Raw genomic sequence first — 22,277 nt, 5'->3', positions numbered from 1 at the left:
CATGATACTTCACCTTGCCGGTTGAACATCTTATTGTCCAAAATTTAAGGCGATTGAGTTTTTATGGATATATCAGGAATATACTCTTCTTCTTGTGTGATTTTTGTTAAGATTGAGTTTTCAAAGAGTAAGATTGATGTTAACACATACGTGTAACTTGATACATCAACAATCTCTTTGTAGTAGAGAATTTCTATGTTTTTTTTATCCTCGGTATAAGTGTCTGTTTTAAATGGTTTCCCGAATTTTTTTACAACAGACTCTTTATTCATCCCAATACAAACTGAATTACTTGTAAATTGAGTTGTTCGATAACCAGCACATGAATACAAACCCACCAACAGCAGGCATGAAATTAAATACTTCATCTTACTCTGATTGGGCTATTAGACTTTAACATCTCTTCCGTAATTACCGTTCTTGTACGAGTTCCTAATCCACTTATTGGAAATACATCCAAGACTGCATCTGATTCTAAACAGTCGACACCGATCCATCTGCCTTTGATATTTATTCTTTTCCCGGAAGTAAGTCCTCTGCATACAGCCACATATTCGACATCCATGTTATATTTAAATAGTGTAAGATTTAATTCTGCCCGGTGATTTGCCGGTACAATTACAGGATATGTTCTATTAATTTCGAAAGTTTTTTCTTCGCTATTCCCATAAGTGAAATCCTGACCAAAAGATGTTGATGTTTTTATCGTTCCGGAAGCAATAAAAGGAACTTTTACCTTTACTTCAGTAGAAATACTTACATTATATGATGTCTTTCTGCTGAATGTTGAAGTTTCTTTATACGTTTCAGATATTGTGAAACTATGACTTTGATCAATGGGGCCATTGTTTGTATATCCATCAGAAAATATAACATCCGGTAACCTTTCTAAAACAGCTGATGCGTCAACATTAAATCGAATTTCTTCAATTTGGAATGTCTCTACAGGAACAAATGCAAACTCTTGTCGTGGAGAACTGCTATATTTAGAAAATGAGATTTTAGCATCATTGACCGTGATAACATTATAATAAATATCCCACCATCCACCACTGCCTTGTTCCGGATAGTCTTGATTTTCTATAACAAAGGAGTTTGAAGAATACTGTGCCTTTCTAAAATCCCATGATGCTCCAAAAAGACTTCCACTTTCTTCCCGGCTCGCATAAAGTACTTTTACGTTTGGCTGACTCGTGTAAGTCCCAATACGTATTGGAGTTTCAGTTTTTTTAGAATATATTAAATATGGTATGCCGGTTGTTGCAGGTAATACCCTGATGTAAAATTGTTGGTTAAGATTTCCGGCATAATCAGCCACAGTAAGCTCAACTCCTTTATCCGTTGCATTGAGGAACTGTTTGCTGCTTGAATTGCCTTGAACTTGCAAGTAGATAGAGATACCATCCAATTGATCAATTTCTTCTTGTATATCATAAGCAGCTTTAAGGGACTGGGGTCTGTTTAAAGTATCTCTGTCACCTTCAATCGGCAATATCATCTCATTTAACAATGTTCTACTTTCTTTGTCAAATGTTTCGGATAACTCTGCAGCAACCTCATTCGAATCAAAATATTCTTCTTTAATAGAACAAGAAAAAAGGTAGATTGCTAAAAACACAATTGATAAAAGTTTGACCTTTTTCATATTATTTAATTTTAAGGGTTGATTATCGTCAGGGCCTCTTATTCTCCTTTCTCGAACTTAATGCGGTCAAGGGCTGCTTTAAATTCGATACTGGGGGTAAATATGACTTTCACCCTGGAAATTTTGTTGGTATTAAACTGCTCGGGAGCCTCTACACCTTCGCTGGAGAAAGAGATCCGCAGCGTGCCGAATTCCCCCAGGTTGATGCTTTTGCCCATCAGCAGGTACTTGGGCATGGTGTCTATGAGGTTTTCAATCGCATTCGAAACATCGCCCCTCGACAGCGAAGAGGCGCCTACAATGTCTTTGGCTAAGTCAGATTTGGTGATTTTACCTTCGTTTACAGGGCTGGCATACCATTTTTTCTGATCCCGGTCTTGCGGGTTTGCCCGCTCAATTAGTTTGTATTTCATGGTTATTTATTTATGTCCCAGGGCTTGGTTTTACAGGCCCGGGGAACGGGTTAATGATCCGGTTTTTTTGCGCACGTGTGCGGGAAAATCTACAGACGTGCGGAGCAAAATCTGCATACGTCTGCGGCCAAACCCGCGCACGTGTGCAACGAAATTTTCACACAGTGTAAGTACTGCTTCCATAGGTGTGGAGGTTTACTTCCATACTTATGGAGATTTGCGCCGGTACTTACGGAGATTTACCTCCTCACTTATGGCGATTTACGCCGACACGTATGTAAGCCTTTTTCATTATGTTTATCTATTCAATCTGAAAATACCCGTACAAATAATCGCCCCATTGATTGGTCAGTTCCAAAAAATAACAGCCCGGTTCAAAATCGCTCAGATCAATGGCGATCTGTCCGGTTTCAGAGGCAGGAACAGTTTGTTGGAATAACGTTTCGTTGCTTTCCGAAATGCGGATGGTAATATCCGACCGGAGTGTTTTACTGCTGATGGTCAGCAGCGATCCCGTGATGTCGATGTCAATACGCGAATACGTATATAAATAAGAGGAATACGAGGACTTTCCATCTTCATCCCAATCTCCTTCCAGTGGTGGTTTTTCGGAATCCATATGTATTTCGGGTTCTGCTAAAACATATTGCACAGGGACCAATGAGATTAGCAAAGTGATGATTAATATTTTCTTGACCACAATTGTTGATTTTTAATATAAATTTAGACGAATGGTCGTTATTAACCATGAAATTGAACTGGACATTTTTCGGACAAAATTATTTTATTAAGTAATTTATTGTCAGGTAGTTTGTTGTTTTTTGCATTAGCCAAAACCGGACAGCAGGTGGACAAGGGGTCGTCAGTACACCGGATGCAGGCGTCAGAAAATTGTTTTTCTCCCTTCGCAGAATCAGATTCAGAAACGGGTTGAATTTTATATTTTCCCTCCGGGAACTTTTATATAGTCCACATGTTCTGATATGGACAATTGATAGTCAGAACTTCAACATGAAGTCATCCAGGGATTTTGTTTTTTCTAACGGATGATTTGTTTGCCGGCTGATGCGGTTGCGGATCCGCTGTTTTCGTTTGGTTACGGAAGCGGGAGAGACTGCTGTGAGGTTGGCAATCATCGTGGTAGTTAAATGCAACTTGATCAGGCAACAACATTGGACATCAGATTCGGAAAGAAAAGGCATCTGCTGTTTCAACCGTAGGGTGAAATTGTTGTTTAACCGGTTGATGATCTTGATGATTGCCGGCCATTCATCCAGCCTGATCACCTTGTCGGCATGACGTAATTCTCCTAATATTTCAATGTGTTTTTCCAACTGCCCCATAAGGAACTGCTCCCGCCGGGCAAGCGCTTCATTTTGTTTCTGAAGTTTTCCGTACGAATCCAGTTTCAGCTCTTTTTCCTGTAATATATCGGTATAAGCCTGTACCTTTTTTCCCAATATCTCATTCTGGTATAGCAGGGCGTAGTTTTTTTGACGCAGGTTTTCAATCCCGTCCGAATGGTTTTCGGGACCAGTATTCCTGTTAACCGGCATCGACATCTTTTTTATCATTTCCTCGTTTTCCTTCATGGCTGCTTCGTTTTCCCGCAGCTTGGCCAGGTTAATGTTCAACTCGTCCTTTATCTTTTGCAGTAAACGTTCCTTGTTCAGCAACTTTCGCTGATAAACAAAAACCAGGCAGGCAGTTATCATTAAACCCATAATTAAAATACCCAGATAGGTCCTCATTAAATTCCCGTTCCTGATCTTTAGCAGGTTATTTTCATTGACCAGCTTTTCGTGGGCGTATTTTTCCTGAATTTCTTTAATCTCTTTGCTATGGGCCAGTTGCATAATGGAATCGGCGTATTCCCGGTACAATTCGTTATAACCGATTGCCTCCTGATATTGACGCTGCTCTTTATGCAAATGATACAAGTACCAATAGGCATCTCGGATAGTGTACAGATTATCGGTAATAAGCGCTTTATTTAAGTAAACAATAGAGGAATCAACTTTATTTAAGCTCTTATAAACTTTTCCTAAGGATAAATATGACTGGGTGAGGCCGCTTCGCCCTTCTTTCGTTTTGATATCTATGGACTTACTTAGGGGGCCGATTGCCTGCTCCGGTATGCCTGACTGGATATAGGCATGGGCGATTTCGCTTTGAGCATTGGATAAGGAACGTAAATCATTGACCTGTTCTGCAATTTTCATGGCTCCGGTATAAAAATATATCACGCTGTCCCATTGTCCGAAAACGCCATAGATGCGTCCTAAAGAGCATAGGGAACTTGAGATCCTTGAACTGTCGCGGGACATCACGGCATAGTTATAGGCGTCGCGTAATTCCCGTTTGGCATCGTCTTTTAATGTCCGCCTGTACGCGTATAACATACCCAGGTTGGAACAGATAAGCGATGTTAACCGGTGATTATCTGTTGTTTCACACATTTCTTTCGCTTTCAGATAATAATTGATTGCAGTTTCCGGCTGATTCAGGTCTTTATATACCTGACCCGCGTAAAAATACGTCATGGCCTTTCTTAACTCATCACTGTGCCGCTCAAAATAGTTAACGGACATGGCAATTAACGAATCGGAGCTGTGTTTGATGTAATTCTTATCCCGCGCCTGAGTCATTAGCAAACACCAGGTGGCGTAATTCAGTTCGTCAGAAGAGGAAGGTTTTTCCATCGTTTTTAGCAGGGTCAGCGCGCTATCCGGATGTTCCCACATAACGGCCTCTGCCTGATGGAATTCGGGCATTAACGAAACTTGTTGTTTATCGCAAGATATACTAACAAAGGCAATTAAAAAATAAATGACCAGCCTGTTCATGGGGCGCTGTTATTACAACAGGGATGAAATATTTTATGTTTGTTGTAAAATAACAGCTGAAAATTACAAATAAAAAAATATATTGACAATCATCACGCCGGGGTTATTGATCATCGGAAAGAAAGTGCCTGAGTACCTGAGTGGCAAAGTAACAAAGTAAAAGGCGACTTGCTGCCGTTGTTCGTTCTCCCGTCTCCGTTAATCGGTCATTGCAGCATGGAGCTTGGGGCATGGAGCGTGGGGTATGGACTTGCTCTCTGCGTTAAAGAAAGTGCCTGAGTGCCTGAGTACCTGAGTGCCAAAGTAAAACTGCGACGGTTGTCCGTTCTCCATTCTCCCGTCTCCGTTAATCGGTCATTGCAGCATGGAGCTTGGGGCTTGGAGCGTGGGGCATGGACTTGCTCTCTGCGTTAAAGAAAGTGCCTGAGTACCTGAGTGCCTGAGTGGCAAAGTGCCAAAGTAAAACTGCGACTTGCTACCGTTGTCCGGTCTCCCTTCTCCCTTCTCCGTTAATTCGTGTCCTGGTGACTTCGTGTTTAAATCTTCTTCTGTCGGCCCTGGCGGGTGCGGCGCATGAGGCCCTGGCGTTCTTTGTTGTCCCGGTGGCTGCGCCTTGCTGTGTTTGCCGGATTACCCGGGGCTACCGATATGTCACCCCTCCGGGGTGGAGGGTAAGCAGTAATCGGTGATTCAGTATTCAGTATTCAGTGTCACTCTGCGAAACTTTGCGGCTTCATGGCGTTCTCTGCGTTAAAGAAAGTGCCTGAGTGGCAAAGTAACAAAGTAAAACTGCGACTTGCTACCGTTGTCCGGTCTCCATTCTCCATTCTCCGTTAATCGGTCATTACAGCGTGGAGCATGGGGCAAAGGGCTTGGAGTTTGAAACTTGTAGCTTGGAACTTGGAACTAAAAAGTGCCTGAGTGGCAAAGTAACAAAGTAAAAGGCTGCTTGCTGCCGTTGTCCGTTCTCCCTTCTCCGGTAATCGGTCATTGCAGCATGGGGCATGGAGCATGGGGCATGGACTTGCTCTCTGCGAACTTTGCGCTTATTCCTTTTCCAGTAAATCCCTGATTACGACTGACGAACAGAAGCAACCAAACACCGGCGGCATATAGGAGATGGTTCCGACGGTCGATTTTTTGTTCCGGCTTTCTTCAATTCTGACCCGTTCCTTGTCTACCTCCTCGGGCGAAAACACCACGGGAACTCCTTTCCTGATTCCCAGTTTGTACAGCCGTTTGCGTAACATACGGGCCAGTTTGCAGTTAAATGATTTGGAAATGTCGCTTACCTGCACCAGCGAGGGGTCAAGTTTGCCGCCGGCTCCCATGGAACTGACGATGGGTAAACCGCGCTGCAGGCTGTGGTAAATCAGGAAAACCTTTGGCGAGAGCGTATCAATGGCGTCAACCACGTAGTCGTAGGCGGTTTCTTCCAGGATTTCAATCATACGCTCATCTTTCAAATATTCGTTGACCACGCGAAGTTGAATATCGGGGTTGATGTCTTTGAAACGCCGGCCCATGATTTCGGCTTTCGGTTGGCCTTCGTTGCTGATCAGCGCCGGGAGCTGGCGGTTCCGGTTGGTCATTTCCACCAGGTCGCCGTCAACAATGGTCATTTTCCCGATCCCTGCGCGACAGAGTTGTTCGGCGGCATAGGCGCCTACACCGCCAAGCCCCACGACCAGCACATGGGCTTTTTTTAACTTTTCCAATCCGGTTTCGCCCAACATCAGGGCTGTTCGTTCCTGCCAGTTCTTCATCGTTTCGTTATTCGCTGAAAGTTTTCCCATACCACAGACTGCAATCCGTTTGGCGACAGTCCTAACATGGAAGCGGCAAAAATATAAATACTTTCAATATTTACCGTGCTTTCGTCGGTTTCGAAAAACAACCGCTCCGGCGGGACCAACTGTAACGACCGGTTCAGTTTGCCGGAGTTTTTCAGCAAAGCTACGCCAAAAGAGAAACAGAACCCGTGTTTGATGAGTTGCCGGGTGGTTTCTTCGTTTCCGGTATAGCCATGCAAAATCCAGGGGATGCTGGTTTTCATCGATTTTTTGAGTTGCAACAGGTCGGCATAGGTCCGCACGGCGTGTATGATCAGCGGTTTTTGCAGTTTTTCGGCGATCCCGGCTTGCCGGATAAAATAAGTTTGCTGAATTTCCGGCGAGGTTTCGATGGAACGGTCGAGGCCGCATTCGCCGATGGCCAGCACCTGCGGGTGGGCTGAGAGTTGCTCTGTTTGCAGGATGAGCTTGTCTGCTTCGTTTGCCCGAATGTCCCAGGGATGGAGTCCCACGGAATAATACCGGCCGGGGAGGGGATGAAAATCGAGTTGAACCGCGTGGTTGATCAGCCCGGTTTGCTGTTCGTTTAAGGAGAAATGGGTATGTAAGTTCACCAGTTTCATTACAAATCGGCCCAGATGCGCGCCAGTGAAAATCCCGGCGCATCAATTTTTAAATCGAGAAAATAGCCAAAAGGCGTTTGTGCTGTTTCAAATTCGGCATTTTGGAGGCGGATTTCGGCCAGATCAAAGAGTTGTTTTGTAAAATCAACCGAGGCTTTCGACCCGGACAAATGGGCAAAGGAGTGCAGGATCACCCGTTTGGTGTTGTTTTTCCGGGCGGTCCATTTCAGGTGGTTTACCAGTTTTTTTTCGCGCGAGCCGATATCTTTTTCTTCATCTTTCTCTTCGGCCTGAATAAATGCCAGGATGGCGTCTGAAAAAACAGCTCCTTCTGATACGTTTTCGGCCGATTCCAGGTTTTTTTCAGCAGGCTGCCAGCTAAATTCACGGATGTACATCACCAGGACTTTCATGGAAATACTTTTCTCAAAAATAAAAAATCTTTTGGCCAAAATTAGAGGGAATTAGGGCACCGGATGCTATTTTCCGTATTTTTGGATGAACTGATTGTTTGATTGATGCACAGACTTTACCTGATTGCGGTTTTATGGGGGCTTTGTTTGCATGTTCAGGCGCAATTGTCGCAGGGCGGGCGGCCCATCGAATTGAAGAAACTGAAACCGGCCGTTGCCTCCGAATATACAGAACTCTCGGTCCCTGCTGAAGCTCTGCTGAGAAACGCGCGTGCCCAAACCCGGGACGACCGGTTAAAACCTTTCCGGTTTGCCCATGCCATTCCGGTTGGCTTCACGCCTGAGAATTCAGGAAACTGGTTTGTTCAGGACGATTACCGGATTTGGCAGTTAAAAGTCCGTTCGGAGGGGGCAAAAACCTTGAACCTCGTTTTTGATAAATACCGGTTGCCGGCTGGCTCCAGACTATTTCTGTATTCGGAAGGTCAGGACGATTTGCTGGGGGCGTTTACTTCGGACAATAACCAGGACGATTTGAAATTCGCAACTTCTCCGGTGCTTGGCGACAAGCTCATTGTTCAGTACGAAGAACCCCTGGATGCAGCTTTTCCCGGCGAACTGGTCATCAAATCGGTTAATCATGATTTTGTTGGTATAAAGATATCGGGTGATGCGCGTCGTCCGTTGGGGAAAGAATCGGGCGCCTGCAATGTGAATATCAACTGCGACTACCTGGATGCGTACCGGCAGGCGGGCAACAGTGTTTGCCGGGTGATGGTCAACGGCGAAGATTTATGCTCGGGTACCCTGATGAATAACACGAATCAGGATGGTACGCCTTACATATACACTGCCGCCCATTGTGTGCCGGATGCCGAATCTGCATCCCTGTCTGTGTTTTTGTTTAATTACGAATCGCCGTATTGCGGGAATATCGACGGGGAAATTAATCACTCGATCAGCGGCAGTCTCTTTCGGGCGGGATCCGATAGCCTCGATTTTAGTTTACTCGAATTAAGTACGCCGCCTCCGGCCTCATTTCGCCCGTATTATGCCGGCTGGAGCAAAGAAGCTGTTGCTCCCAGATCGAGTGTTTCCATTCATCATCCGTTGGGAGATATCAAAAAAATTGCGGTTGACCGGAATTCGTCAACCATTCGCTCGTACACATCCAGTTATGTCAGGAATAGCTTTATATTGGTGAGCAACTGGGAAGAAGGAACTACGGAGAAAGGTTCTTCGGGAGGGCCGTTGATTAACCAGGATATGCGGGTGGTGGGCTCGTTGACCGGGGGCGATGCCTCCTGTTCCAAGCCGATTAACGATTTTTATTCGTGGCTGGGCAAGTCGTGGGATTATTACGCCGCGGCCCCGAAACAGCTAAAAGCCTGGCTCGATCCGAATAATACGGGTGTAACCGTTCTGGATGGCTTTAATCCGTATGAGGGAACAGACCTGTGCGGCGCGTTTACCAATTTCAGGGATGAAGACAGGCACGAAAACCTGGCGATTGACGATCAACCGGAGTTAAAAGGGTACTGGGGCGGAACGAATAATTATGGGTTCACGGCCTTTGCCGAGCAATTCAGTTTTGAGTCCGACTGCGAAATTACTGGCGTTAACTTGGGAATAGCCAAGGCTTATGTGGAAAATCCGGCATCATTTTCAACGGTATATATCGAGGTGTACAGCGGAAATTCGACGCCGGAGGTCAGGTTGTACACTCAGGCATACCGGCTCAGGGACTTTGCTGAGGGCGTGATGAACGCGTTTGAATTTACCTATCCGGTTCATACCAACGGGACGTTTTTTATTGTTTGCTCCATCAAAGATGTGGAGGCACCCGACAACTTTGCCCTGTACCTGGCCAAACGAAGTGATGAGCGGAATTCATTCTTTATAAAAGATGGCGGCGAGTGGTTTCCGTATAACGAAAAAAGCGGAACTGCCGAAGGATCGTCTCTTCTGATGGAAGCGCTTTTATGCGGCATTGATACTGCTTCAATTGCTCCTCCCTTGAAAAAGCTGGAAGTGAGGGCTTATCCTAATCCGGCATATTCAGGAGAGAAACTGAATGTCTGGTTCGAAGAATCTGTTCAGCCAACGGCTGTTGAGGTGTACGATTTATTAGGACGGCCGGTGAACGTTTCGTACGAAAAAACGAGCGAAAACCGGATCACATTCGACTTTGGCGGCAAACGTTCGGGTTTGTATTTCATCTCGCTGGTCGACGAGAATACAAACCTCCGGTACCGGGTGCGTATTTCCTGGTTTAACGGGATTTGACCGGGCTGTCAGTTAAGGCCGCGAGACGCCAGGACTTGTTTCAGGCTGTTTACATCCAAATTTTTCGCGATGATCTTTTTGTCCTGATCCAACAGGAAGATGGCGGGAGTTGTGCGAACCCCGTAAAGATACCTGAAGCCGGAATTTTGGTGGGGGTCCCACACATTAATCCAGTCGTGTAATTCGTGTTGATCGATAAAGTTCAGCCATTCCGTCCTGTCGGTCATCGTGTAAACCGAATACACCGACAGTTTCGACGGGCTGACCTTCAGAAAAACTTCGTTGTAAAGTTTTGGGATTTCCGATTTGCAATGCCCGCAGGCTGGTTCCCAGAACGCTACCACCGTGTAAGGAGTCGCCTGTTGCTTCAAACTGTGAAACTCTCCGTTCGCGTCTTCGAGCAGCAACTCTTTTGCCTGAATTCCAATCAGGTTGTTTTTCCTGATTTCCACTTCCTGCCTGATGTAATCCAAGGTGCTTTTATCGGCCCAGAATGCTTGTCCGCTGAGATAATATTTTTCGGCAATCGCTACAAATACGTTTTCAATGCCCATCACCCGGGATTGGATGCTGTTATTCAGAATAAATGAAGTGAGGTTTTGAAACACCGGTTTATTGTTCTTATAGGTTTCAATCAGCCTGATCGCTTCCGGAATAACGGTGTCGGGCGTTTGAAGCAGTACCTTATTCAGGTAATCATTCAGGCGTTCTTTGATGTAAGGCGTATGCCACATCCGCATGTCGCCCAGATCAAAATAATCCCAATAATGTTTTTTGCGGTAGTTGTACTCGTACACCCATCTCAGGGAATCGTTTTTCACGTACGGTCCGGGAATTTCATCTTCCTTGACTTTTGGTACCTGCTGGGCCGCTATAAATTTGCCGTAAAACGAATCCGGGTACTTCAGGCCTTCGGCCAGCCTGAAGTCCATGATTTCTTTCGTTATCCGGCTGATTTGTAGATTGAACTGATCGACGGAGTCGCGATGGCTTTTATAGGTTTCTTTTTTTTCTGAAATTGCCCGGTGCTGTTTTCGCAGTTGGTCGGTCAGGTTAAGGTATTCCTGGAATTTTTCGCTTTCCCAGGCGGCTTTAATAAGCGGCGGCTTTATGGTGTCATCGAGATAAATTTCGAACGACTGATCTTCTCCGACTAAAAAGTCGAGCTGCTTTTCTTTTGAAAAATAAAGTTGATAAATACCTTGCTGCAGCGGCTTCTCGCCCGAAAAAACAGCCCGGCCGGCGGCATTTGTTTCCAGGCTGTCTTTTACATACAGATGGCCAAAATAGTAGTAGGTGACCAAAAGTTTACTGTTGCTGTAACCGGGCAAATATAGTTGGATGTCATATCCTTGTCCCGATGCGGCAAGCGGCAAACGGATGAAGAAAAACAGACTAAATAACAGCCAGAATCTTTTTGGCATTCTTCTCGTTCGAGTACAGGTTTTCAAGCTCATGTCTTCGTTTGATGATTTCCCCGGAGGTAAAACCGAGTTCCATGTATCGGCCGATTAAATTAATCATTTCTTCGGGAGTATCGGCAATGTGGCACAATTTGCTTAACCCGGAGCCATATAACATGGTGGAGTTGGTCAGGCAATGCCTGCCGCAAAACAACGATGCCAGTAATTTCAGCTTTAAGCCTGTTGTATGAAATCCCGGAACCAGGCAAATTTGCGCTTCCCGAATGAGGTTTGTCATTTCGCCTTTTGTTGGATTGCCAATGACCGAAACATGCGGGATTACTTTTGCTTTTGACACCAGCCAGGCCGGTGGATTTTTCCCGGCGATAACAAAAGGGACGGTAATTTCGGAGAATATTTTACGAAGCAGGTATTTTACGACATCCAGGTTTTCGGTAAGGCTTAAGTTGCCGTGAAATAAAATATAATCGCCTTTGCCGGGTTTTGATATCACTTTGGCGTGAGGATGGAATGCCGGGACATACAGGGCGTTTCCGTAACTTGCCTTAAAGTATTCTGTATCGGTTGACGATAATCCGATTAGTTGCGAGGCCGATTTCAATTTCTTTTCAAACTGTTTCAGCCGGTACGCTTCCAGCCGGTAATAATACTTTTTTCCGGCGCTTTTTTCCGAGCCGGCCATGTTTGCAAAATACAGGTGTTCGATATGATGAACCCGAACGATTTTTTGATAGGCCGAGAGCAGCGGATGATCGAAAAGATAACAACTCTGTATGCCTTCAAAAAGAACCGGAGCGATTTCATCCAGTAAATTTTTGAGCAAATCGGGATGATTCCGGACGGAAACCACGTTCGGCAAGCAAGATAACTGCGAAAACATACCGTTTTTTGTCGGGTAGTAATAAACTTTTTCGCATAAAGCATCGAGCTCAGGGGCCGGGAGACGACCATTTTCAAAGCAGTGCAGGATGATGTTCAGCCCGGCCTGCTGCAATGCTTTCAGCTTGTAATAAACGTCGATAACGGCCCCGTAATCGGCAGGATAAGGAACTGAAAAACTGATCACATGAATCTTCTTTCCCATAAAATAGCGCTCATCAGACAGGTACATAGCGCGATCGGATTGATCAGGAAAAAACGGTTCCTGATTACCGGTCCGGCATCATTTCGGCTATTTCATTTCCCCAATCCATTCAGCACACTAAAATTAAAAAAAAACCGCAAGCACAGCGCTTACGGTCGTTTTTTTATACTGTAATTTTACATTGGTGCATAAATCAGCTATTTTTTGATAACGGAGATTTTCGCAATCGAATTCATCTGCATCGGAATTTCCAGATCTTCACCGCTTTGCGGATTTTTCATTTTCATGTTCATGTCGAATTTTTGAACCAGGTCCGAATCGCGCAGCCAGCCGTCGCCGGTGTTAATAACCATGTTCCCCTGCTGACTCCCCGACATTTTCATGTTCATTTTCATCTCTCCCTGCTCGATCGGGGTATCCATGTTGATGTCTGAGGTGACATTCAGGTTAATCCGGTCGTTTTCAATGCTGACGACTTCAAAGTTCATGATGGTTTCCATGTTCATAATGGCAGGCAGATGGAACGAAGCGGTCCATTTGTCGCCGGGACCGACTTCGTTTTCCGGAAAATAATTAAATGTTTGGCTGATAAACGATTCGAAATTTCCCTCATTGGTAAACATTTGCATCGATTGCTGCAATAACTGGTTCCCGCTGATTTTTTCGGCGTACTCGTCAAATCCGCTAATTCGTTCAACGGTTCCCTTCGGGGTCAGTTCAAACTGCATCTTAAACAGGTTTAACTCTTTTAACGATTGGTTTACCGGGTTATCTTCGGCCGTGTCTTCCGAATCGAAATTCATTTCCTGACCATTGACTTTCATTTTCATACTCATCTTTGGAAGCGAATATTCAACCAAAAAATTATTGTTCGGCAAAACTTCGAGTACAAGGTAGGAGAGCAGCATTTCCATGTTCTGATCGATTTTTACGTTCTGGCCCATCATTTCCTGGTCAATCTTGTTCGACATCACCATGGTCATTTCGTAGGTGGCGCCTTTTTCAAGGTTCAGGCGTAACAAGACTTTTGATTGCGCTGTAAACGTGTTGATTAACAGAAAGATGGCGCATGTAATTAGTGTATAAAGTTTTGTTTTCATAAGAAGAAAAAGTTAGAGATTTAGAAGAATGTTTTTTATGTTGCAAATATAAGTGATTCTGACATAAAAATCATCATTTGTTCGGGCAAGGATGAGAACAAAAAAACCGCGAGCGTTGTGCTGCGGTCTTTGTTTCAGGCTGTATTTTTTAGTTATTCAATTTTATATTTCCGTACCGGCTTTTGATGATGACGTTTTTGTTCCCGGTTTGTTCGCCAACTGCTCCCCTGATTTCCAGTTTGGTATTGTTTTTTATCCGGTCGCCCCTGAACCGGTCTGTGGGGTAGTTCACATCGCAATAGTCGCACTGCGCATCCAGCTGATAACTGGCCTGGTTTAGTCCGATCACGATTCCGCCGTAACTGTTTGAGATTTCAATCCGGCTAAAATCTGCGCTTACTTCATTGACGCGGATTGATCCGTATTCGGTGTTGATTTTCAGTTCTTTTTTCAACTCTTCAATTTTATAATTTGTGTATTTTGACAGGGCCGACAAACTGGTTATTTCCGAGATGCTCACGCCATCATATTTTGAATCCAGTTGCAGTTCTTTTATTTCGTCGATGTTCAATCCGGAATATTTGCTGATCAGTTTCATTCGGTTGGCTCCGCCGATGAACAGTTTCGAGTACTTTATATCGCCGCTTAGCTGGGTCACGTATTCGATGTCGGCTTTCCCGTAAGAAAGGTCGAGCGAAATGTCGGAGCCGGAGGGCGCATTCAGCACGCCGGCGCTGAGGTTGCCGTAACCAACCGCGAACTGGCCTTTAGCTTCCAGTTCTTTTACCACGACGTTGCCAAATTTGTTATCAACAGTCAGGTTCCGGTCTTTGGGAATATTGATGGCGTAATCGATCGAAAAATTTTCTTTTGTTTTGAAATTATCGGAAATAATGGTTTTCACCTCCAGTAAGCCCCCGTTTCGGCGGATATCAATCCGGATCAGGTCCATCAATTGGCTGGCTTTTCCTTCGCTGATGCTTTCAACCCGTATAGTTGCGCTTACGGTGACTGAATCGCCGCCCCGGTCGTTAATTTCGATGGTTCCAAACTTGTTGGTGATGTTCAGCGCCGTTACCAGCGATTTGGCATAACCCTGGCGGACTGTTTTTGAGTATTGGGCTGCCTGAACCGTAAACGGCACCATAAGAAAGGCGAGCAGCAGGTGTTTAAATTTCAGTTTCATGATTATTCAGTTTTTGTTGTTTAACTTCTTCCAGTTTTTCTATAATTAAGGTGATAATGCTTAGCCTGGTCCGGTAAAGTTCGAGCATGGCGTTTACGATCCGGTCGTCTTCGGGATTGGTTTCCAGCTCTTTTTGCAGGCGGGCATAAGTTTCATCAAATTCGGCTATTTCGGCGGCCATCAGTTTCTGGTTTTCTTCGGGGATCAGTCCGTCGCGGATGTATCTTTCCCACTCGCGCATGCCTTGGTTAATGGCCGAGGTATAATAAAATTCAACTTCTCCGTATTCGGAAGAGAAGGAGGACAGATTAACCGGAGCCGGCTTTTCAGGGCTAAAATAAATGCGAACCTGATTACCGGCTAACACAACCAGCAATACTGCGGCTGCAATCTGAAGATAGGTTTTCAGTCCTGGTGTCCTTTTTTTGTTGAACCCGTTGTCGAGTTTCTTTTCAAACCGGGCAAAATGTCCCTCCGGTGCATCCGTTTCAAATGCTTCTTTGTTTTCCCGAATTGTCTTTTCCAGTATATCAATCATGTTTTTCGGTTTTAATTGAATGAAAAAATCTCTTCTTTTAACAAGATGTCCCGAAGTTTCTTTTTGGCCCGCAGGAGCTGTGTTCGCGACGAAACATTGGTGATGTGCAGAATTTCCGAGATCTCATCGTGGTCGTATCCTTCAAGCAGGTAGAGGCTTAATACCACCCGGTAACCTTCGGGTAACTGCATGACTGCTTTTTTCAGTTTTTCCAGGTCCACCTCTCTCATTTCCATGAGCGGATTTTCAATTTCATCGGCCAGTTTTTCGTTTATTTCTTCAAAGGTCACCTTGCGTTTTTTTAAATAGTCCAGCGAACGGTTGATGACAATTTTTTTTATCCACGCGCCAAAACTCACTTTTCCTTCGTAGCTGTCAATCTTTTTAAAAGCGTTTAAAAATGATTCCTGCATGATGTCTTCCGCATCGGCTTCGTTGCCGACCATCCGAAGGCAGGTGTTGTACATCGACTTGTAATACAGCTTGTACAACTGGAACTGTGCTTCGCGGTTACCTTGGCGGCAACGATCAATAATGTCCTGATGAATATTTTTATACAGCGCTTCCAAAACTGATTTTTAAGCTAATTCTGATCAAAAGACGAACAGAAAACCCGGGATGTTGCATCAGTTTGATTTATTCTGATCCAGATATTTGTTGCAAATCGAGTGAATTAAGTGAATGTCGCTCTCCGATAAGAAGTTAAGGCGTTCCAGGATGCGCGGGTAAATGGCCGAATCTTCCCTGAATTCCAGATCGAGCAGGATGGCTGCCGTTTTTTCTTTCAGCGAGCGGAATCCGTTTTCGTTGACTGACTTTGTTTCTGTTGCTTTGCAGGCTTTTAACGACGACAATTCGTAGGCATATAACATGACGGCCTGGGCCAGATTAAGCGACGGATAATTGGTTTGCAGCGGTACGGTGCTCACCAGGTCGCATTGTTTAAGTTCATCGTTGCGTAAACCGCTGTCTTCGCGGCCAAAAACAATAGCCACTTTTTGAATGCTTTGTCCTTTCCCGAGAAGCAGGCCGGGCAAGTCGCGGGTTGAAAGATAATCTTCTTTAACCAAACGCTGCTTGGCCGTTGTTCCGATAACAAAATCCAGGTCGGAGATGGCTGCTTCGAATGAAGCGAAAACCTGCGCCTGTTCCAGGATGTCGTTCGAGGCATGAGCCAGCCAGCGGGCAGGTCCGCTCAGGTGGTCGCAGGGATTAACCAGGCGCATTTCTCCAAATCCCATTGTTTTCATAGCGCGGGCTGCGGCGCCCACATTTTCGGGAGTCGACGGTTCAACCAGGATGAATACCATGTTCATAAATGAAATTTTTACAAATATAACCGACAAAGCCCAAATGAGCGGATGATGAGCATTAATTACATGATAAAATCCGGTTTACCGGTTACAATAACTGACTGCCCTGATCAGGTCTTCTTCTTTGTTTAGTTTCAGCTTTTCATTTTTAATGTAGTCGTCAATGTCAGGCTGTATGGGTTTCAATAATTCCGTGAGATGTTTGTTACTTTTCACCTTTTCAGTTTCATGACCTGTCAGGGCCAGGTAATATTCAGGGGGCACCGAAACAAATGTTGGCGGTTCTGCATCTTTATAGGCCTGTGGCGGTACGGCATTACGCAGGCTTATTTTTATTTTTTTGTAGAGCGTTGCCTTTCCCGGAGTCAGTTCCAGCAAATAGCCGCTTTCGGTCCGGCTCCCGCTGTTGTATGGCAGATACCTGAAAACGGCTCCGTTTAGTTCAAAACGGTCAAATTTCCGCGGATCGCCTACTTCCAGTATCTGGTTGCTTTTGTCTCTGAACTCCATATTGTCGGTATAAATGTTGTAGCGTAAGGGAACATTTTTATAGGAAGTGCTGTCGGTAAGAAATATTTCGCCGGATACAAATTCATTGTTTAAAAACGGCGAGCCGCCCATTTGGTCGTATGATACTTCCGTATTTAACCGTTTCAGCGAATTCATGATACCCGGAGAATCATAGAGTCGGAAGTCGTATACAATCCCGGTTTGGGTGAGTCCCTGTACTCCGGGTAAAATCAGAAGCAGAACAAAAAACACTTTACGCATCGGATTGTTAGTTTAACTGTACTTAATTATTTTTGAGACAGTTTTAAAGGTACTGAATTTTGATTATGATTGGGTTTGACGCATTACCTTTTTTTAGAAATTACCGGTAGAGAGATTAAAAAAACAGTTTATGTCGGAATATCATACGCATCACCGTTTAGGAATTACGATTGTGCTCAATGTGGTTATTACCGTAAGCCAGGTTATCGGAGGCCTGATATCAGGCAGTCTGGCTCTGATTTCGGATGCCATTCATAATCTGAGCGACGGAGTGGCCGTTTTTCTGGCTTACATTGCCGACAGGCTGAGCCGGAAAGAACGAACTGCCAAAAGGACCTATGGCTACAAGCGGGCCGAGATCCTTGCTGCATTTATCAATGCGCTGGTACTGATCGCCATTTCATTTTATTTGATGCTGGAGGCCATTGAGCGTTTTTTTCATCCGCAGGAAGTTGATTTCCGCTGGATGCTCGGGCTGGGAGCCCTGGGTTTTGTGGCCAATACGGCTTCGGTTTTTTTGCTGCATAAAGACATGCACCGTAACCTGAACGTGAAAGCAGCCTATCTGCATCTGCTCGGCGATGCGCTGACATCGCTGGCGGTCGTCGCCGGAGCTTTGTTTATCTGGTTGTGGGGCTGGACCTGGATCGATCCGCTGGTAACCTTGCTGATCAGTTTTTACCTGCTGTTTCATACCTTTAAATTGCTGAAAGAGTCGACCGAGATTTTGATGCAGTTTGCGCCTGCCGGCATTCAGGCGGAAGAGGTGAAAACGCAGATGGAAAAACTGGCAAGCGTCAGCCGGGTTTATCACATCCATTTGTGGCGCTTAACCGACCGCTCAATACATTTTGAGGCGCATGTCGAACTGACTCACGATTTACAGCTTTCCAAAACACAAGTGGTCAGCGATGAAATTAACGAGTTGTTGCAGAGTGGGTTCGGGATCAACCATGTCACCCTTCAATTTGAATATGCCTGTCCGGATGCATTTGCCGAATGCTGATAAACCGGAAATTTCGTCTCCTGTTGTTCCTTTTGCAAAAAAAAAACGGAGGTAAAACATGGATCAATTTCTAAACGATATGAATAAACAGTTTGCTCTGTTCAACCGTTGTCTCGATCGCGTTCAGGCCAATGCCGGAGTGGAGGATGTTCATAAATTACGCGTGGTTGCCCGGAAATTACGTACTTTGCTGTCGGTACTCGACTTTTCGGGGATTACCGTTGGGGCGAAGGAGGAATACCAGAAGCTGATCAACCGGTTATTTTTGTTTGCCGGACGGGTTCGGGAGGCGCAGGTGAACGAGTTGGCCCTCTCGCGGCGTAAAGCCGATTACCTGGCGTCGTACCTCAATTATTTACGGGGAGCTCAGAAGCGGGCGATCCGTTTTTTGCAGGCAGAAATCAATGCGTTTGACCGTTGCCGCCTGGAGCAGTTGGGGCGGACCTGCCTGCAAGGCGTTCAGTCGGTTCACAACGACGGGCCGGTGGCGGCCGTTTCTGCCTACATCGCCTATAAACAGGAAAAAATCTGCCTGCTAAAGCAAGCAGTAACCGATGACCGGTTGTTGCATAAGATACGGATACAGCTCAAGGCCCTGAGCGATGGACTAATCCTGCATCGCAAAGTAAACGGTCGGGATCTTGCAGGAGTACCAACTCCCGCGATCAAAAAGATCAACAGAATCATGGGGAACTGGCACGACGAAGTGGTGTTGACCAATTCGCTGAAGCTTTTTGTTAAGCGGCGCACAGCTCAAAAAAACAAAGCTTATCTCGAAAATTTGATTGACCGGAAAGAAAAAAACGCTTTGTTGAGGCGAACGGAGATTTGTAGTTTTCTTGACAGTTTCTGACTGAAAATGAGCCTGTTTCGAATTTTTGTAAAAAAATTTTGTTTTCTCAACGCAACGATCAAGTTGCTCTCCTCATCTTAAAGACAAACAAAAAATCAGCTTATGACACGCTTTTCTTTCATCTGCCTGTCTCTTTTTTTTGCATTGTTCCTGTTTTCGTGCGATCGGACCGAACATGAACAGGGAGACTGGAACACCATCGCCGAATTACACGGGTATAACCAGGAAAAAATTACCATCCAGCAGGGTTTTGCCGGCACCTTGATTATGAAAGAAGGAAACTGTATGCCAATGGTGGGGCTAAACCCGTCGGACAATGGTTGCCGCTCGTACCCGGTAAAGCGGACCATTCGTATTTACGAATATACCACGGCAGACGATGTGGAAGGTTACGGGCCGTTTTTTACCGCAGTGAATACCTTGTTGCGGCAACGGATTACCACTGACCACGAAGGCTTTTTCCAGGTGAAACTATCCCCGGGCACTTATTCGGTATTCATTGAAGAGGACAATAAATTGTATGCAAATTCCTGGGACGGGCAGGGCGGCATACGGCCGGTAACTGTCACGAAAGGTCAGCTGGGCTATGAACAGTTGACCATCGATTATGCCGTTTATTGAACGATCGTATAGCCGCCTGGATATCCCGGTTGAAAATTATGCCGAAGGAATCATGGTTGAGTACCGTGATGGTTTTGGTATCGCGTTAAATTATTCAGACAAGGAGTATCAGATCGAAATTCCTGAGGGTTCAGAGATCCTGATCGGGAGCAGGCAGCTGCTCCCGGCCGGTGTCGCGGTGTGGAAAATACAATGAGAACTGACTGAATTTAATCGTTAAACGATCACTGAAAATAACTTGTCCGGCATACAACTAATATTTTAGTTTGAAAACTAAAATATTAGTTGTATGTTTGTTTTCATATTTGTTTAACCTTAAAATCTTAATTTATGAAAACAATGATTCCTCCTTGAATTCGCCCCGGATTATTTTTTTTCACTCAAATAACTAAGTGATTAGTTTAAAAACTATTTTTATAGTTATATTTGGTGTGATATTTGTTATTTTTTGGAAATAAGCTATTTGATCATGATAAAAGAACTCACCAGGGCGGAAGAACAGATTATGCAGATTCTGTGGAAACTTGAAAAAGCGTTTGTAAAAGACCTGATCGAAAAAATGCCGGACCCAAAACCGGCGTACAACACGGTTTCAACAATCATTCGTATCCTCGAAAAAAAAGGATTTGTCGACCATGAAGCCTTTGGGAAAACGCACCGGTATTTCCCGGTGATCAGTAAAAAGGAGTACACTCGCGCATATTTCAAGAACTTTCTGAGCAGTTACTTCGGGAATTCATTTCAGGAAATGGTTTCTTTTTTTGCGAAGGAAGACCAGATGAGCCTTACCGAACTCGAAGAATTAATGAAAGAGGTCGGCAAGGAGCTTGACAACCCAAATAATGGTGGCCATGATTGATTTTGTCAATTATATTTTTGAATCGGGCATCAGCCTGGGGCTGTTCACCCTCCTGTATCTTATACTTTTGCGAAAAGAGACCTACTTCAGGACGAACCGTTATTTTCTTTTGGCAGCCTTGTTTTTTTCGCTGGTGTTGCCGTTGATTCACCTGAAGATCCTGGATCCGGAACCTGTGCTTTTGGGCGAGATCACCGTAACTCCCTTTCCAAATTTGTTGGGGGTGGTATCGGTTTACGGGAGTTCTGTTTCCGAAAGCATTGCCGGTTCTGTTTCAACCAGTACTTACCTGCTTGTGATTTACCTGCTTGGCCTGTTGTTTTTTGCAAGCCGGCTGTTGGTCCGGATCATCCGGATTTTGGCAATCATCCGGACTAATCGGCTGATTGAAGAGAACGGGACAAAGCTGGTGGTGATCAAGTCAGAAATCAGCCCGTTTTCGTTTCTTTCATTTGTTTTTGTGGGTGAAGCCCTGAAACAACAAGCCGGATGGCAAAAAATGCTGATGCACGAACTGGAGCATGTGAAACAAGGCCATTCGTATGATATCCTGATCCTTGAAATTATTTCCGTATTTCAGTGGTTTAACCCGTTTATCCGGCTTTTGAAGCGGGTAGTACGCGAAAACCACGAGTACCTGGCCGATCAGGCCGTATTAGCCGGCGAAACCAATGTCGCCGAGTACAAACAAATTTTGTTACAGCAGTTTATTGGCCGGCAATTTCAGGTGGCCAATCATTTCAATTATTCCTTGATTAAAAACAGACTGAAAATGATGTCAAAAATAAGATCTTCAAAATTAGCCGCAGTCAAGCTGACCGGCGGCCTGCTGGTTGCTTTGGTGTTAGTGGCCTTTTTTGCCTGCGAAAAAGCCGAAACCGGGCAAGTAGAGGAAGTGAAGGAGGCCGCGGCAAAAGGCCGGATTGTGATGACCGATGGTTTGAAAACAATTACCATGTATGCTCAGGAAGATAGCTTGAATGAATTTATTGAATTCTTCAAGACGTCTGCTGATTATGAAATCCTGTCGATCGAAAACGGCGAGTTGCGGGTGAGCCGGAAAGGTTCACCGGTAGTCGAAATCAATCAGGAGAAAAAGGAAGAGCCGGTTCAGCAAACCATCGACGGCAAACCGGTTTTCTTTGTTGTAGACGAAATGCCTGAATATCCGGGAGGTGAAGAGGCTTTGCGCAAATATATTGCCGGCGCCGTTAAATACCCTGTCGTTGCACAGGATAAAGGCATCCAGGGACGAGTTTTCGTGAGTTTTGTTGTGGATAAAAACGGACAGGTCAGGAATGCCCGGGTTGTACGAGGTGTTGATCCGAGCCTCGATCAGGAAGCTTTACGGGTTGTATCGGGCATGCCGTCGTGGAAAGCCGGGAAACAACGCGGCGAAGAGGTAGCTGTAAGCTATACGGTACCCATCAAATTTTCTTTGGAATAAACAGGGAAGGCTGTCAGAAAAGATGTCTGTGATCGTCGTAGGCCATTCTCAGGCGC

At 45.1% G+C, this 22,277-nt stretch carries 23 protein-coding genes; 7 read left to right on the top strand and 16 right to left on the bottom strand.

Annotation, left to right across the window (positions count from 1 at the left end):
* Nucleotides 1–44: 44 nt before the first annotated feature.
* From ACOIT5_RS01295 to ACOIT5_RS01260, 8 genes are all read right to left on the bottom strand, one after another.
* Nucleotides 45–368: a hypothetical protein gene (locus ACOIT5_RS01295; protein WP_423128665.1), complete on the bottom strand. Its 324-nt coding sequence runs from the start codon at nucleotides 366–368 to the stop codon at nucleotides 45–47.
* Nucleotides 365–1,645: an ETX/MTX2 family pore-forming toxin gene (locus ACOIT5_RS01290; RefSeq protein ID WP_423128664.1), complete on the bottom strand. Its 1,281-nt coding sequence runs from the start codon at nucleotides 1,643–1,645 to the stop codon at nucleotides 365–367. Before ACOIT5_RS01290 ends, ACOIT5_RS01295 begins: the two co-directional genes overlap by 4 nt.
* A gap of 38 nt (nucleotides 1,646–1,683) precedes the next feature.
* Nucleotides 1,684–2,058: an HU family DNA-binding protein gene (locus tag ACOIT5_RS01285; protein WP_423128663.1), complete on the bottom strand. Its 375-nt coding sequence runs from the start codon at nucleotides 2,056–2,058 to the stop codon at nucleotides 1,684–1,686.
* A gap of 301 nt (nucleotides 2,059–2,359) precedes the next feature.
* Nucleotides 2,360–2,677, bottom strand: a complete 318-nt coding sequence (locus tag ACOIT5_RS01280) for a DUF3244 domain-containing protein (protein ID WP_423128662.1) — start codon at nucleotides 2,675–2,677, stop codon at nucleotides 2,360–2,362.
* A 379-nt stretch (nucleotides 2,678–3,056) separates the two neighbouring features.
* Nucleotides 3,057–4,832, bottom strand: a complete 1,776-nt coding sequence (locus ACOIT5_RS01275; protein ID WP_423128661.1) for a tetratricopeptide repeat protein — start codon at nucleotides 4,830–4,832, stop codon at nucleotides 3,057–3,059.
* Nucleotides 4,833–5,950: 1,118 nt separating this feature from the next.
* Nucleotides 5,951–6,670 carry a tRNA threonylcarbamoyladenosine dehydratase gene (locus tag ACOIT5_RS01270; protein WP_423128660.1) on the bottom strand — a complete coding sequence of 240 codons (720 nt, stop codon included), beginning with the start codon at nucleotides 6,668–6,670 and terminating at the stop codon, nucleotides 5,951–5,953.
* Nucleotides 6,667–7,320, bottom strand: a complete 654-nt coding sequence (locus tag ACOIT5_RS01265) for a TatD family hydrolase (RefSeq protein ID WP_423128659.1) — start codon at nucleotides 7,318–7,320, stop codon at nucleotides 6,667–6,669. The genes ACOIT5_RS01270 and ACOIT5_RS01265 overlap by 4 nt, the downstream gene beginning before the upstream one ends.
* On the bottom strand, nucleotides 7,320–7,772 hold the full coding sequence (locus ACOIT5_RS01260; protein WP_423128658.1) for a threonyl-tRNA synthetase editing domain-containing protein: 453 nt from the start codon (nucleotides 7,770–7,772) through the stop codon (nucleotides 7,320–7,322). The genes ACOIT5_RS01265 and ACOIT5_RS01260 overlap by 1 nt, the downstream gene beginning before the upstream one ends.
* A gap of 66 nt (nucleotides 7,773–7,838) precedes the next feature.
* Here ACOIT5_RS01260 and ACOIT5_RS01255 point away from each other — a divergent pair, with 66 nt between their 5' ends.
* On the top strand, nucleotides 7,839–10,019 hold the full coding sequence (locus ACOIT5_RS01255) for a trypsin-like peptidase domain-containing protein (protein ID WP_423130601.1): 2,181 nt from the start codon (nucleotides 7,839–7,841) through the stop codon (nucleotides 10,017–10,019).
* An 8-nt stretch (nucleotides 10,020–10,027) separates the two neighbouring features.
* Here the strand turns inward: ACOIT5_RS01255 and ACOIT5_RS01250 are convergent, their stop codons facing one another.
* From ACOIT5_RS01250 to ACOIT5_RS01215, 8 genes are all read right to left on the bottom strand, one after another.
* The gene (locus tag ACOIT5_RS01250) at nucleotides 10,028–11,443 is read right to left on the bottom strand and encodes a thioredoxin-like domain-containing protein (RefSeq protein WP_423128657.1); all 1,416 of its coding nucleotides are present in this window, start codon (nucleotides 11,441–11,443) and stop codon (nucleotides 10,028–10,030) included.
* Nucleotides 11,415–12,554 carry a hypothetical protein gene (locus ACOIT5_RS01245; protein WP_423128656.1) on the bottom strand — a complete coding sequence of 380 codons (1,140 nt, stop codon included), beginning with the start codon at nucleotides 12,552–12,554 and terminating at the stop codon, nucleotides 11,415–11,417. Before ACOIT5_RS01245 ends, ACOIT5_RS01250 begins: the two co-directional genes overlap by 29 nt.
* Before the next feature lie 170 nt (nucleotides 12,555–12,724).
* Complete coding sequence (locus ACOIT5_RS01240; RefSeq protein WP_423128655.1) at nucleotides 12,725–13,627, bottom strand: DUF6263 family protein; 903 nt, start codon at nucleotides 13,625–13,627, stop codon at nucleotides 12,725–12,727.
* Nucleotides 13,628–13,775: 148 nt separating this feature from the next.
* Nucleotides 13,776–14,813, bottom strand: coding sequence for a hypothetical protein (locus ACOIT5_RS01235; RefSeq protein WP_423128654.1), 1,038 nt, complete (start codon nucleotides 14,811–14,813; stop codon nucleotides 13,776–13,778).
* Nucleotides 14,797–15,351: a hypothetical protein gene (locus tag ACOIT5_RS01230; protein ID WP_423128653.1), complete on the bottom strand. Its 555-nt coding sequence runs from the start codon at nucleotides 15,349–15,351 to the stop codon at nucleotides 14,797–14,799. The genes ACOIT5_RS01235 and ACOIT5_RS01230 overlap by 17 nt, the downstream gene beginning before the upstream one ends.
* Before the next feature lie 11 nt (nucleotides 15,352–15,362).
* Entirely contained in the window at nucleotides 15,363–15,920 is a 558-nt protein-coding gene (locus tag ACOIT5_RS01225; protein ID WP_423128652.1) for an RNA polymerase sigma factor, read from the bottom strand.
* Between the two features lie 57 nt (nucleotides 15,921–15,977).
* On the bottom strand, nucleotides 15,978–16,667 hold the full coding sequence (locus tag ACOIT5_RS01220) for a tRNA/rRNA methyltransferase (protein WP_423128651.1): 690 nt from the start codon (nucleotides 16,665–16,667) through the stop codon (nucleotides 15,978–15,980).
* Nucleotides 16,668–16,745: 78 nt separating this feature from the next.
* On the bottom strand, nucleotides 16,746–17,435 hold the full coding sequence (locus tag ACOIT5_RS01215) for a hypothetical protein (RefSeq protein WP_423128650.1): 690 nt from the start codon (nucleotides 17,433–17,435) through the stop codon (nucleotides 16,746–16,748).
* A 130-nt stretch (nucleotides 17,436–17,565) separates the two neighbouring features.
* Between ACOIT5_RS01215 and ACOIT5_RS01210 the strand changes: the two genes are divergently transcribed.
* The 6 genes from ACOIT5_RS01210 (at nucleotide 17,566) to ACOIT5_RS01185 (ending at nucleotide 22,221) form a co-directional block, all read left to right on the top strand.
* Nucleotides 17,566–18,441, top strand: a complete 876-nt coding sequence (locus ACOIT5_RS01210) for a cation diffusion facilitator family transporter (protein ID WP_423128649.1) — start codon at nucleotides 17,566–17,568, stop codon at nucleotides 18,439–18,441.
* A gap of 58 nt (nucleotides 18,442–18,499) precedes the next feature.
* Entirely contained in the window at nucleotides 18,500–19,294 is a 795-nt protein-coding gene (locus ACOIT5_RS01205) for a CHAD domain-containing protein (protein ID WP_423128648.1), read from the top strand.
* 102 nt (nucleotides 19,295–19,396) lie between these two features.
* Nucleotides 19,397–19,915: a hypothetical protein gene (locus ACOIT5_RS01200; RefSeq protein WP_423128647.1), complete on the top strand. Its 519-nt coding sequence runs from the start codon at nucleotides 19,397–19,399 to the stop codon at nucleotides 19,913–19,915.
* Nucleotides 19,902–20,111, top strand: a complete 210-nt coding sequence (locus ACOIT5_RS01195; protein ID WP_423128646.1) for a Beta-galactosidase C-terminal domain — start codon at nucleotides 19,902–19,904, stop codon at nucleotides 20,109–20,111. The genes ACOIT5_RS01200 and ACOIT5_RS01195 overlap by 14 nt, the downstream gene beginning before the upstream one ends.
* A gap of 273 nt (nucleotides 20,112–20,384) precedes the next feature.
* On the top strand, nucleotides 20,385–20,774 hold the full coding sequence (locus ACOIT5_RS01190; RefSeq protein WP_423128645.1) for a BlaI/MecI/CopY family transcriptional regulator: 390 nt from the start codon (nucleotides 20,385–20,387) through the stop codon (nucleotides 20,772–20,774).
* A complete protein-coding gene (locus tag ACOIT5_RS01185) occupies nucleotides 20,767–22,221 on the top strand; it encodes a TonB family protein (protein ID WP_423128644.1) in 1,455 nt (484 codons plus the stop codon). The genes ACOIT5_RS01190 and ACOIT5_RS01185 overlap by 8 nt, the downstream gene beginning before the upstream one ends.
* Nucleotides 22,222–22,277 lie beyond the last annotated feature (56 nt).

This window comes from Gaoshiqia hydrogeniformans, assembly GCF_049347105.1.
Classification (GTDB): domain Bacteria; phylum Bacteroidota; class Bacteroidia; order Bacteroidales; family Prolixibacteraceae; genus Gaoshiqia; species Gaoshiqia hydrogeniformans.
Note: the sequence above shows the minus strand (reverse complement) of the source record. Positions and strands in the feature narration are given on the sequence as shown.

What these genes read in the sequence shown, in the direction of transcription:
- ACOIT5_RS01295 (WP_423128665.1), bottom strand. Translation starts at nt 368, where the DNA reads ATGAAGTATTTAATTTCATGCCTGCTGTTGGTGGGTTTGTATTCATGT.
- ACOIT5_RS01290 (WP_423128664.1), bottom strand. Translation starts at nt 1,645, where the DNA reads ATGAAAAAGGTCAAACTTTTATCAATTGTGTTTTTAGCAATCTACCTT.
- ACOIT5_RS01285 (WP_423128663.1), bottom strand. Translation starts at nt 2,058, where the DNA reads ATGAAATACAAACTAATTGAGCGGGCAAACCCGCAAGACCGGGATCAG.
- ACOIT5_RS01280 (WP_423128662.1), bottom strand. Translation starts at nt 2,677, where the DNA reads ATGGATTCCGAAAAACCACCACTGGAAGGAGATTGGGATGAAGATGGA.
- ACOIT5_RS01275 (WP_423128661.1), bottom strand. Translation starts at nt 4,832, where the DNA reads ATGCCCGAATTCCATCAGGCAGAGGCCGTTATGTGGGAACATCCGGAT.
- ACOIT5_RS01270 (WP_423128660.1), bottom strand. Translation starts at nt 6,670, where the DNA reads ATGAAGAACTGGCAGGAACGAACAGCCCTGATGTTGGGCGAAACCGGA.
- ACOIT5_RS01265 (WP_423128659.1), bottom strand. Translation starts at nt 7,320, where the DNA reads ATGAAACTGGTGAACTTACATACCCATTTCTCCTTAAACGAACAGCAA.
- ACOIT5_RS01255 (WP_423130601.1), top strand. Translation starts at nt 7,839, where the DNA reads ATGCACAGACTTTACCTGATTGCGGTTTTATGGGGGCTTTGTTTGCAT.
- ACOIT5_RS01250 (WP_423128657.1), bottom strand. Translation starts at nt 11,443, where the DNA reads ATGCCAAAAAGATTCTGGCTGTTATTTAGTCTGTTTTTCTTCATCCGT.
- ACOIT5_RS01245 (WP_423128656.1), bottom strand. Translation starts at nt 12,554, where the DNA reads ATGTACCTGTCTGATGAGCGCTATTTTATGGGAAAGAAGATTCATGTG.
- ACOIT5_RS01240 (WP_423128655.1), bottom strand. Translation starts at nt 13,627, where the DNA reads ATGAAAACAAAACTTTATACACTAATTACATGCGCCATCTTTCTGTTA.
- ACOIT5_RS01235 (WP_423128654.1), bottom strand. Translation starts at nt 14,813, where the DNA reads ATGAAACTGAAATTTAAACACCTGCTGCTCGCCTTTCTTATGGTGCCG.
- ACOIT5_RS01230 (WP_423128653.1), bottom strand. Translation starts at nt 15,351, where the DNA reads ATGATTGATATACTGGAAAAGACAATTCGGGAAAACAAAGAAGCATTT.
- ACOIT5_RS01220 (WP_423128651.1), bottom strand. Translation starts at nt 16,667, where the DNA reads ATGAACATGGTATTCATCCTGGTTGAACCGTCGACTCCCGAAAATGTG.
- ACOIT5_RS01215 (WP_423128650.1), bottom strand. Translation starts at nt 17,435, where the DNA reads ATGCGTAAAGTGTTTTTTGTTCTGCTTCTGATTTTACCCGGAGTACAG.
- ACOIT5_RS01210 (WP_423128649.1), top strand. Translation starts at nt 17,566, where the DNA reads ATGTCGGAATATCATACGCATCACCGTTTAGGAATTACGATTGTGCTC.
- ACOIT5_RS01205 (WP_423128648.1), top strand. Translation starts at nt 18,500, where the DNA reads ATGGATCAATTTCTAAACGATATGAATAAACAGTTTGCTCTGTTCAAC.
- ACOIT5_RS01200 (WP_423128647.1), top strand. Translation starts at nt 19,397, where the DNA reads ATGACACGCTTTTCTTTCATCTGCCTGTCTCTTTTTTTTGCATTGTTC.
- ACOIT5_RS01195 (WP_423128646.1), top strand. Translation starts at nt 19,902, where the DNA reads ATGCCGTTTATTGAACGATCGTATAGCCGCCTGGATATCCCGGTTGAA.
- ACOIT5_RS01190 (WP_423128645.1), top strand. Translation starts at nt 20,385, where the DNA reads ATGATAAAAGAACTCACCAGGGCGGAAGAACAGATTATGCAGATTCTG.
- ACOIT5_RS01185 (WP_423128644.1), top strand. Translation starts at nt 20,767, where the DNA reads ATGATTGATTTTGTCAATTATATTTTTGAATCGGGCATCAGCCTGGGG.